Source organism: Staphylococcus sp. Z5-21 (assembly GCF_056529615.1).
On the sequence record NZ_CP096462.1, the window covers coordinates 2,067,953 to 2,079,450 of the forward strand.

General features: G+C 33.3%; 10 protein-coding genes. 4 read left to right on the forward strand and 6 right to left on the reverse strand.

All coding sequences use genetic code 11. The features are described from left to right. Nucleotides 1-57: 57 nt before the first annotated feature. From secA to fakB1, 5 genes are all read right to left on the reverse strand, one after another. Nucleotides 58-2,589: a preprotein translocase subunit SecA gene (gene secA, locus M1D64_RS10360; RefSeq protein WP_002483906.1), complete on the reverse strand. Its 2,532-nt coding sequence runs from the start codon at nucleotides 2,587-2,589 to the stop codon at nucleotides 58-60. A 301-nt stretch (nucleotides 2,590-2,890) separates the two neighbouring features. Next, nucleotides 2,891-3,463 (reverse strand): ribosome hibernation-promoting factor, HPF/YfiA family, encoded by a 573-nt coding sequence (hpf, locus tag M1D64_RS10365; protein ID WP_037538957.1) that lies wholly within the window; start codon nucleotides 3,461-3,463, stop codon nucleotides 2,891-2,893. A 66-nt stretch (nucleotides 3,464-3,529) separates the two neighbouring features. Beyond that, nucleotides 3,530-4,201 carry a ComF family protein gene (locus M1D64_RS10370; protein WP_002483908.1) on the reverse strand — a complete coding sequence of 224 codons (672 nt, stop codon included), beginning with the start codon at nucleotides 4,199-4,201 and terminating at the stop codon, nucleotides 3,530-3,532. Next, a complete protein-coding gene (locus M1D64_RS10375) occupies nucleotides 4,194-5,462 on the reverse strand; it encodes a DEAD/DEAH box helicase family protein (RefSeq protein ID WP_480977480.1) in 1,269 nt (422 codons plus the stop codon). Before M1D64_RS10375 ends, M1D64_RS10370 begins: the two co-directional genes overlap by 8 nt. A 90-nt stretch (nucleotides 5,463-5,552) precedes the next feature. Continuing rightward, entirely contained in the window at nucleotides 5,553-6,416 is an 864-nt protein-coding gene (gene fakB1 / locus M1D64_RS10380; RefSeq protein WP_002483910.1) for a fatty acid kinase binding subunit FakB1, read from the reverse strand. A 168-nt stretch (nucleotides 6,417-6,584) separates the two neighbouring features. Here fakB1 and M1D64_RS10385 point away from each other — a divergent pair, with 168 nt between their 5' ends. Next, the gene (locus tag M1D64_RS10385; RefSeq protein WP_480977481.1) at nucleotides 6,585-7,226 is read left to right on the forward strand and encodes a YigZ family protein; all 642 of its coding nucleotides are present in this window, start codon (nucleotides 6,585-6,587) and stop codon (nucleotides 7,224-7,226) included. 121 nt (nucleotides 7,227-7,347) lie between these two features. Here the strand turns inward: M1D64_RS10385 and M1D64_RS10390 are convergent, their stop codons facing one another. After that, nucleotides 7,348-8,406: a glycosyltransferase family 4 protein gene (locus M1D64_RS10390; protein ID WP_002483912.1), complete on the reverse strand. Its 1,059-nt coding sequence runs from the start codon at nucleotides 8,404-8,406 to the stop codon at nucleotides 7,348-7,350. A gap of 395 nt (nucleotides 8,407-8,801) precedes the next feature. On the opposite strand from M1D64_RS10390, the gene gdpS reads away from it, so the two are divergent. The 3 genes from gdpS to M1D64_RS10405 all read left to right on the forward strand — a co-directional run bounded on the left by gdpS (nucleotide 8,802) and on the right by M1D64_RS10405 (nucleotide 11,489). Beyond that, nucleotides 8,802-9,872: a GGDEF domain-containing protein GdpS gene (gene gdpS / locus M1D64_RS10395; protein WP_480977482.1), complete on the forward strand. Its 1,071-nt coding sequence runs from the start codon at nucleotides 8,802-8,804 to the stop codon at nucleotides 9,870-9,872. Nucleotides 9,873-10,210: 338 nt separating this feature from the next. Then, on the forward strand, nucleotides 10,211-10,972 hold the full coding sequence (locus tag M1D64_RS10400; RefSeq protein WP_041079707.1) for a threonine/serine exporter family protein: 762 nt from the start codon (nucleotides 10,211-10,213) through the stop codon (nucleotides 10,970-10,972). A gap of 16 nt (nucleotides 10,973-10,988) precedes the next feature. After that, nucleotides 10,989-11,489 (forward strand): threonine/serine exporter family protein, encoded by a 501-nt coding sequence (locus M1D64_RS10405; RefSeq protein ID WP_100217405.1) that lies wholly within the window; start codon nucleotides 10,989-10,991, stop codon nucleotides 11,487-11,489. Nucleotides 11,490-11,498 lie beyond the last annotated feature (9 nt).

Consider the following 11,498-nt stretch of genomic DNA (forward strand, 5'->3'; position numbering starts at 1 on the left):
ACCGAAAGTTAATGACTGCTCATCAAAACTTCCGGTTTTATAACCTGTCACTATGAACTATGCACCGTGACAGTTTTTATATTTTTTCCCGCTTCCACAAGGGCAAGGGTCATTTCTACCAATATGTTCATCTTTCACATAAGGTTCTGCTTTAGCTTTTTCTTTACCATCTTCGGCTGAAACGTGCTCTGCTTTACCAAAGTCTGTTGTTTTATCTCTTTCAAGATCATCTTCTACTGAAACAACCGATTTCAAGATATACTTACTAACATCTTCTTCGATATTTTGCATCATCGTATCGAAAAGTTGATGACCTTCATTTTGATAATCGCGTAAAGGATTTTGTTGACCATAAGAACGCAGATGAATACCTTGTCTTAATTGATCCATCGTATCAATATGATCTGTCCAATGCGTATCTATAGAACGAAGTAAAATCATTCGTTCAAATTCATCAAATTGTGTTCCAATTTTTTCTTTTTGGTCTTTTAATGCAATTTCAACTTTATTCCAAACGAATTCGAAGATATCCTCGTTGTCTTTACCTTTAATATCTTCAACTTTTATATCGCCTTCATTTAAGAATACATCGTCTACATAGTTAATGAATGGTTTATAATCTGGATCGTCCGCTTCTTCATTTACATAGTAGTTCACGCTTCTTTCAAGTGTTGAGCGTAGCATGTCATTAACTAAACCACCACTTTCATCACTATCGATGATACTATTACGTTCACCATAAATAATTTCACGTTGTTTACGTAAAACATCATCATATTCAAGTACACGTTTACGTGCGTCGAAGTTATTACCCTCAACACGTTTTTGCGCAGATTCAACCGCACGTGAAACCATTTTAGATTCAATTGGCGTGGAATCATCCATACCTAAACGGTTCATCATGTTTTGCAAACGTTCTGAACCAAAGCGCACCATCAGTTCATCTTGAAGTGATAAGTAGAAACGACTGTCCCCTTTATCACCTTGACGTCCTGAACGACCACGTAATTGATCATCAATACGACGTGACTCATGACGTTCTGTGCCGATAACAGCTAAACCACCAAGTTCTTGAACACCATCACCTAGTTTGATATCCGTACCACGACCAGCCATGTTGGTAGCTATAGTTACTGCGCCTCGTTGACCAGCACCTGCAACAATATCGGCTTCACGTTCATGGTTTTTAGCATTTAAAACATCATGACGCACGCCATTTTTCTTCAATAAATTTGAAATGTATTCACTGGTTTCAACTGCAACTGTACCAAGTAATACCGGTTGGCCAGCTTTATGTTTTTCAATAACGTCTTGAACAACTGCATCAAATTTACCCTTTTGACTAATATAAATTAAGTCTGGTTTATCAACACGTTGCACTGGTTTGTTTGTAGGAATTTGTGTAACCGTCATATTATAAATGTTTCTAAACTCTTCTTCTTCGGTCTTCGCTGTACCTGTCATACCAGATAACTTATTATACATTCTGAAATAGTTTTGGAATGTGATTGAGGCCATTGTTTTAGATTCATTTTGAATTTTCACACCCTCTTTAGCTTCAATCGCTTGGTGCAAGCCTTCAGAGAAACGACGTCCAGGCATTGTACGACCCGTAAATTGGTCTACAATAAGGACTTCACCGTTATTAACCATGTAGTCAACATCTCTTTGTAATGTCACGTGCGCACGTAGTGCCGTATTGATATGACTGATAACATCTACATTATTTACATCATATAAATTATCAATTTTAAACATGCGCTCTGCTTTATCGATACCTTGTTCAGTTAATTGTACCGCTTTTGTTTTTTCGTCATAATTATAATCATCTTCACTCTTAAGCATTTTTGCAAACACATTTGCTTGTGTATAAAGTGATGTCGATTTCTCTGCTTCACCAGAAATAATTAAAGGTGTACGTGCTTCATCAATTAAGATGGAGTCAACCTCATCGATAATCGCAAAGTTTAATGGTCTCATTACACGTTCTTCTGCATAATTTACCATGTTGTCACGCAAGTAATCGAAACCTAATTCATTATTTGTACAATACGTAATATCACACGCATATGCTTCACGTTTTTCAGTAGTTGTTTTACTATTTAAATTTAAACCTACAGAAAGTCCTAAAAATTCATACAGTTCAGCCATTTCTTGACTCTGAACACTTGATAAATATTCATTGACTGTTATGACATGTACACCGCGACCAGTTAACGCATTTAAATATACGGGCATTGTCGCTGTCAACGTTTTACCTTCACCTGTTCTCATTTCGGAAATATCGCCGCCATGAATCGCGATTCCACCCATAACTTGCACTTTGTAAGGAATCATATTAAACACACGTTTTGACCCTTCTCGTACTAGTGCAAATGCTTCCGGTAAAATATCATCCAATATTTTGTTTTGTTTTTTTATATCTTCTTCGCTCTGTAATTTTTCTTGGAATGCGCTTGTTTTGGCTTTAATTTCTTCATCAGTTAATATCGACATATCCTCTTCAAGTGCGAGGACCTTGTCGGCTAATTTACCAAGGCGTTTTATTTCTTTTTTATTGCCATCTGCAATTTTTGATAAAAAACCCATTCTGTTCGCTCCTTTAGCTTTTTAACTCTTCGCTTACAACAACTTATGATATCATTTATAAGCTTAAATTTACACTTATTGACTTGTCTAAAGTGTCTTACATTGAAATTATATTTCTTGTCCACTTACATTTCTATTTATTTTAAAATAATTGATTATAATCTTGTTCAATAAAAATATACACAAATAGCTATATCACTTTCAAATTATTACATAGTAACATAGCAAAAATTAAGCGTCCACGATTTAACATCATCGTGAACGCTATAGTATAAATGCTACTTAACTTACATCAAACGTCTTATTCAGTTGTTTCAATCAAACCATATTTTCCATCTTTTCTTTTATATACAATACTAGTACCGTCTGTTTCACGATCCGTAAAGATGAAGAAATCATGTCCTAATAAATCCATTTGAAGCACTGCTTCTTCAGAATCCATTGGTTTCAAACTGAAATTTTTTGCACGAATAATTTCGATTTCATTATCCGCTTCATTTTCATCATTTTGAATTTCAACTGCTTCTTTTTCTTCTGGTAGTGAAGCAAACGCTTCTTGCTCACCACGATTTCTATTTCTACGATTTACACGTGTTTTGTATTTTCTAACTTGTCTTTCAAGTTTGTTATTAATTAAATCAATACCTGCATACAAATCATCGTTACGTTCTTCAGCTCTTAATGTAACATTTTTCAATGGAATTGTTACTTCGATCTTAGTAGCTGAGTTTTGATACGTTTTCACTTTAACGTGTGCTGTTGCATTTGGCACATCATTAAAATAACGCTCTAATTTACCAATTTTCTCCTCAATATAGTTGCGAATCGCATCAGTAATAGTGAGGTTCTCTCCGTGAATTTCAAATCTGATCATAATCATCGACTCCTTTAAAACCTCTATATTGGTAATATTGCTTACTAATATAATACCACGTTTAGTCTACCGTGCAAACGTAAACACATCGAATTTTCTGATTTTTCTAACATATACTTTTTCAATCGCATGATGAACCGTTAAGCCAGTAGTATAAATGTCATCCACAAGTAAAATACTTTTATCTTCTAAATTGATATCTTTTGATACTTCAAATGGATTATCAAGTCGCGCTCTATGTAGCTTGCCTAATAATGATTGTTTAGGCCTCACCTTAGTTTGAAGTATAGATTCATATGGTACTTGCTGTTTATCTAACACACAAGTAACTGGATTAAAGGTGCGATTGATATCTCTTTCTACAGGAGATGGAATTGGAATAATTAAATCGTAAGACTGTTTCGGTAGTGTGAGTTGTTCTGCCAAAATTTCACAAATTGCTACATCTTTTAACAATTTGTATTGATGTATCAGTTGTTTCACTACGCCTTTATATTGATAATTACAATATAATTGATTCATTAACGGAAATTTAACTGCTAAGAACGCACAATCTAGACATTTATGCTCCCCTTGATCAAGTTTTTTTAGACATTTTGTACAACGCCCTTCCAATACGATTTTGTTTTCTTCCCATAGTTCTATACAATTTACACACATCTTTACAGGCTTTTTATAAAAATTAAGCGCATCGAACATTTCTGTTAACTTGGCATCACATTGTATACATCTAGCCATCAATCCACTTCTTTTTTAGTGCTAACTGATTCATATCTATAATTGCTTTTCGAGCTTTTAACATAGGCAAAGTAATACCTTCATGTAAAAATAATACGAGCCCTGTTGGTTCCTCTATCTTTCTTCCAACTCTACCAGCGATTTGTATTAACGCACTCTTATTAAAAATTTGGCTATTACAGACGATGACATCTAATTTGGCCATTGTAAATCCTCTTTCTAATATTGTTGTAGTAAAAATGACTTGGTAATCCCCATTTCTTAAAGCTTTGACTTTTTCAAATCTTAAGGCATCTTCGCTATATACATAAGTTAATGACGTTATTTCCTTTTTATAGCGATGATATGCTGTTTTCATTAAATTGATATTATCGAAAAACACGAGTGTATAACGCTCTGTTAAGATTTGTTTTTTTAGTATCTTCAGCAATGCATATTGTATTTTATGTTGCTTTAATTTGAAATATTTAAAACGCGGTACAGGTAATGGCTGTCTATGATATCTCGCAGGTAGTGTGATGACATCAGATGGATTCATCTTCTTTAATAAATGTCTAGGCGGTGTAGCCGTCATAAATATATGACAGTGTGTCGCTTTTGATGCATGAGTAATCGCTTCTTGTAATGAATGATCCATTACTAAAGGAAATGCATCTACTTCGTCAACAATAATTAAATCAAAATGATGCTTGAATCGATATAATTGATGTACGGTTGAAATGATAAAGTGCCCATCAAAGCGCTGTGTTTGACCTTGGTAAAGTACATCAATCTGATCTGAAGAAAATGCCTTTTTAATCCTCATACTAATTTCTATCACAACATCTACCCTAGGGGATACAATCGCGACATTATCCCCTCTACTACGCGCATAATGAATACCTTCAAATATCATTTCTGTTTTTCCAGCACCAGTGACTGCATATAAAATTTTAGTTTCATAATCTTTAATTGCCTTTAGAATTGCTATCGATGCAAAAGTTTGTTGTTCAGACAGTTTGAAATCTAACTGATATATGCCCTGAGACGCAACATTTTTAGATTTTGTCATAAAGATTGGCTTTATATTATCCATTCTTCCTAAATTGATACAATTTCTACAATAAATTATTTCTTTTTTTAATATAGTTGAATAATAATTATAAAAATGACGCGGTTCTTTCGTATGACATTGCATACACTGCCATTGATTATGTTTTTTTATAATGCCAGTTGAAGTCTTATCAATGATTTCATCGGTCAGTAACGTTTTATCTAACATAAGTCGACCATAATATTTTATTTGCCTTACCTCCAAAAAAAGACATGTAACACCCAATAGGCGTGACATGTCTCTAATTTATTCATTAATTTAATCTGTGCGAATGGTACTTCCAATATACCCTAAACCAATACCACCAGATCCTAAATGTGCAGCAATGACTGGTCCAAAGCTAGAACGATAAATATTGTACTGAGGATAGTTAGTTTCTAATTCTTGTTGAATCCAATCTGAATCTTCAGGAATATCACCCTCAATTACAAATAACGTAACTTCATCTAGATTTTTGACTTCATTTATCACTTTTTCAACCATTTTACGCAAAGCACGTTTTTTAGTTCTTACTTTTTCATCTGGAACAATTTTGCCATCTTCGAACTTTAACACTGGCTTCATCTTCAACATCGTTCCAATCCAAGCTTGCGCACCTGTAATTCGACCACTTTTTTGTAAATTTTTCAAATCATCTACCATGAGTACTGCACCTGTTACTTCACGGATTGCATGTAATGCTTCAATGATAGCTTTAGGTTCATAGCCTTGTTCAATCATTTCTATCGCTTTAAGGACATATCCACCTTCAACCATCGCAGCTAATTTAGAATCAAACGTATGGACATTAATGTCTGAGACCATTTCACCTGCTTGTGTCGCAGTTTGATAGCACCCACTGATTCCAGAAGAAAGAAATACACAAATGACATCTGTATAGCCTTCTTCGCGAAGTTGCTCGAAATTCTCCAGAAAATCTCCGATTGCAGGTTGGCTCGTTGTTGGAATTGTAGCTGAGGTCTTCATACGTTCATAAAATTCGTCTGTTGAAATGGATGCATTCTCAACGTAATTCTCACCACTATCAAATGTGACACTAAGTGGTGCAACTTTGATATTATATTTGTCTATTAATGTTTGAGATAGATAACTCGTTGAATCTGTCAAGACAGCAATCTTCATCCTAATCCTCCTCAATTATACTCACAACTATGATACCTTATTTTCAACCAAAAGAAAATTTATTTTTACATTTATGCTTGTATTCAATACAGTGTATAATACAAAGGTAGCGATGATGATAAACATTATTACAATGGATAAAATCTATAGACATTTGGAGGGTTACACATGGAAGACACAATTATAACGATAAAAGCAGAACATATAATTGAAAATGTAATCAATAAATCTCGTTTTATTGCACATATTAAACCAGTAGAATCAGAAGAAGATGCGAAAGCCTTTATTAATCAAGTGTCTACAAAACACCGTGAAGCAACACATAATTGTTTTGCATATACAATTGGCGATCAAATGAATATACAAAAAGCCAATGACAATGGTGAACCAAGCGGTACTGCTGGCGTACCAATGTTAGGTATTTTAAAAAAATTAGAAATACATAATGCTTGCGTGGTTGTTACACGTTATTTTGGTGGCATTAAACTAGGTGGCGGCGGCCTTATTCGCGCTTATAGTGGTGCCGTTAGAGACGTTATTTACGATATTGGTCGTGTAGAACTTAAACCCGCTATACCTACAACTGTAACCATTAATTATGATTTAACAGGGAAATTCGAATATGAACTTGAAAGCACGTCCTATTTATTACGTGATCAAAGTTATACAGACAAAGTAAGTTATCAAATAGATGTTGTCGCGTCTGACTATGATGAATTTATTGCATTTTTAAATAGAACAACGTCTGGTAATTATGATTTAGAAGAAGGCGAAGTCATAAGGTTACCGTTTGATATACCAACAGATTAAATATAAATGATAGATATATGTCTTATTTTACAAGTACTTAAACAAACCGAATCGTACAAAAAAACCGACAAGTCAGTAACCTCTGACTTGTCGGTTTTATAGTTTCACAATTTCATTGCTATCACTGTTCATCTTTATTATGCTCTTTATTTTCTATTAATTTCAATAGAGGTCTGTAATCATCATCAATTAATCCTGTAAATTCTACAATCAATTCAATTGTAATGAATATGAGTATGAGCATCATGAATACACCCCAAGGTTGGGATAAGTATAATATAATACTAGAGAGACTAAACAGTATCGCAATTGAATATATCAATAACACGGTTTGTCGATGCGAATAGCCTAATTCTAAAAATTTATGATGCAAATGAGATTTATCGGCCTGCATAATATGTTGACCTTTCTTCACTCGACGTATCATAGCGAATAGTGTATCGATGAATGGTACTGCTAAAATAACGATTGGGAAGAATAAGGATACAAATGTAATGTTTTTAAACCCGAGTAATGATAGAAAGCCTACAATAAATCCAACTAATAGTGCGCCACTGTCACCTAAAAAGATTTTTGCTGGATGGAAATTGAAGAATAAAAATCCTAAAAGTGCACCTATCAATACACTACATATCATTATAATAAATATATTGGCTTGTAATATTGCTATAAAGCCAATTGTCATCAGTGCAATCATTGAAACGCCTGACGCTAGACCATCTAATCCATCGATTAAATTTATCGCATTCGTAATGGCAACAATCCAAATGACCGTTATTGGAATACCAAATATACCAAAATGTATCGTTGGACCAATAGGTAATGAAATAAAGTCAATTGTAACACCATAGTAAACAACGACTAACGCCGCAATTACTTGGCCAAGTAATTTCATAATTGGTTTTAAGTCATAGATATCATCTATCAAACCAACCAAATAGATTAATACAGATCCAATAACAAGCGGTTTGACCTCAGTTTCTATAGGATGTCCAAGCCAAATTCCAACTAAAAACGATAAGAGTATCACAGTTCCACCAAGTACTGAAATAGGTTTAGTATGTACCTTTCTAAAATTCGGTTGATCTACAATCCCTAATTTATGAGATACTTTTATGACTATTGGTGTAAGTATTAAACTGACTATCATTGAAAAAATGATTAGTAATAATGTATACATCAGTTCACCTTCATTAATATGGTTCTTAATTATTTTAAATTTCAAAGTCTATGTTGAAAATATTTGTTTCATTAAATTGTGAATTCACTTCAAAAATGACTATTTTAATACTTCCTAATAAAAATATAGTCTCATTACACAATTGATATTTTTACATAACTTTATAATACCTTATACGCTTTTACTTATACAACTAGAAGTGCGATAATAAATGCGTTATATTTAGGGATATTATTTATTAAATCAATTTTAGTGAATTTTTAATTTTTCACTAAAAAATAATTTTAACATGAATATTAAGTGAATGTTAGAATTTTCTATTCACCCCATGATGACAAATTGTAAGTTTTCACTTACAATAACTAAGTGTTTATTTAAAGGAGTGTAAAGTAAAAATGTTTGAAGCTATTATCTATAATATTTCTGTTACCGTAGCTGGAATTTATTTATTCCATCGTCTACAATACTCAGAAAATAGAATTATGGTATTTTCAAAAGAATATGTCACTGTTTTAATGACGATAGTAGCGCTTTTACTATCTGCGTACCCTGTCCCAATATTCAATGAGTATACACTCTATTTATCCTTTGTACCTATCCTATTTTTAGGTAGATATACGAATATGTTTTACACTGTTCTATCCGCCTTTATTGTCGGCTTAGTCAATGTTCTGATTGGGGATTATACAATAATTACTGCTATGATATTTATCGTAATAGCAGGCATCATTGGTGCGATAGGTCCATTCTTAAAACAAAGTGATATCATTTCATTGCAAATACTAAATGTCATTGCATTAGTTATTTTTGCAATTTTATCATTAATCAGCCCATATTACGAGATTACAGAAGTCTTATTTTTAATTCCAATTTCATTTGTCTTAACAATAACTTCGTCTATTACCTTTGTTGATATTTGGTATTTCTTCTCATTAGTCAATCGATATGAGAACGAAGATAAAGTAGATTACTTAACTGGATTAGGTAATGTTAAAGAATTCGATAGACATTTAAATGAAACAGCTCGTTTATCTGAAGAAAATAACCAAAGTTTAGGTTTATTACTGATTGATATCGACGGTTTCAAAGATGTGAACGATATGTATTCACATAAATCGGGCGACGCTGTACTCAGACAAGTGGCTCAATTACTTAAAAACTATGTGCCACAACAGTTTAGTATTTATCGTAATGGCGGTGAAGAATTTTCTATTGTTTTGTATGATTATACTTTAGACCAATGTGTCAAATTAAGTGAGAGTATTCGTGGCGGTGTAGAACAATCTACATTCCATTTACCAAACAAAGAAGTCATTAAATTATCCGTATCTATTGGCGTTGGATACTTGACAACAGATGATTACAAATCACAACGAAAAGTGTTTAAAATTGCTGACGATATGTTGCATATGGCTAAAAACGAAGGCCGTAACCAAGTCATGTTTAACCCAATTGTTAAATTATAGGGAGTGGGACTTTACATTTTCAATGCAGCCACCTACTACCTAAATGAAAAAGAGTTTGAGACATCTATTTTTGTCCCAAACTCTTTTTTTCGTAAAAATAAATGTAACGTTTCTTTCACCTACCATGCCCTTCACACAGCGCGATTCATCCATATGTTTTACTTTTTCTAAATAAAGTTTCAATTAAAGCATTGAATAATTATAGTAATTAAAATGAGTTTGTTACAATATATAATGTTATATAAAACATTAATTACCGTAAGATACGCTATTGAAAGTTTTTATTCGACAATGTAAACTTTCAATTGTTCTATTAACAATTCAGGAGGTGCGAAGCTATGTCAGATTCAATTACCATCATTGATGAAGATAAAGTCATTGATGTCGTATTAATCGCAGGCAGAATTTTACTAGAAAGCGGTGCTGAAACGTATCGTGTTGAAGATACAATGACAAGAATCGCTGCAAGTTATGGTTTAGATGATACATATAGCTTTGTAACATCAACTGCAATCATTTTTTCGTTAAATAATCGTACAAATACACGACTCATTAGAATTCGTGAACGTACTACAGATTTAGAAAAAATTGCATTAACAAATAGTTTGTCTCGTAAAATATCTAGTAACAAGCTTGATATTGATCAAGCAAAATCTGAACTTATCCATTTACACCATGCTTCCTTGCAGTATTCATCAATTACCAATTTTGTTGCAGCAGCAATTGCCTGTGGCTTTTTCCTATTTATGTTTGGTGGCGTCATTAATGATTTTATATTTGCAATCATCACTGGTGCTGGTGCCTTTTTAACTTTCAGCTATGTACAACGCTATATTCAAATTAAATTCTTTTCTGAATTTATCAGTGCAGCTGTTGTTATAGCTATCGCTGCTTTCTTCACTAAAATAGGTTGGGCACACAACCAAGATATCATAACCATTGCCGGTGTTATGCCCTTAGTACCCGGTATATTGATTACAAATGCAATTCGTGATCTAATGGCTGGTGAATTAATTGCAGGCATGTCACGTGGCGTTGAAGCTGCACTAACCTCATTTGCAATTGGTGCCGGTGTTGCTATCGTCTTATTAATCTTTTAGAAAAGGAGTGCTGATAATGTTCATTGTTTATTACTTTTTACAGTTTGTGATTAGCTTTTTCGCATCAATGTTATTTTCTATTCTTTTTAATGCACCTAGACGCCTCCTTTTAGCCTGTGGTTTTGTTGGTGCCATGGGATGGATTATTTATAAATTATCCTTTGATGCTGATTTAGGTAAAGTGTTAGCGTCATTTTTAGGTAGTTTTATTTTAGCAATTATGAGTCATGTCATGAGTAGACGTTATAAACGTCCTGTTATTATCTTTATCGTTCCAGGAATTATACCTCTTGTACCTGGTGGTTTAGCTTACGAAGCCACACGTTTTCTTGTAAGTAATCAGTATACGCATGCGGTGAATACCTTCCTTGAGGTCACGTTAATCTCTGGAGCTATTGCATTCGGTATCTTATGTGCTGAAATCATTTATTATATCTATACACGTGTTAAACAGCATTATGGTAAAATGAAAGGCAAAACATATAAAAAATCTTATAATATAAATAATAGAGCTTAAGGGGTGTTT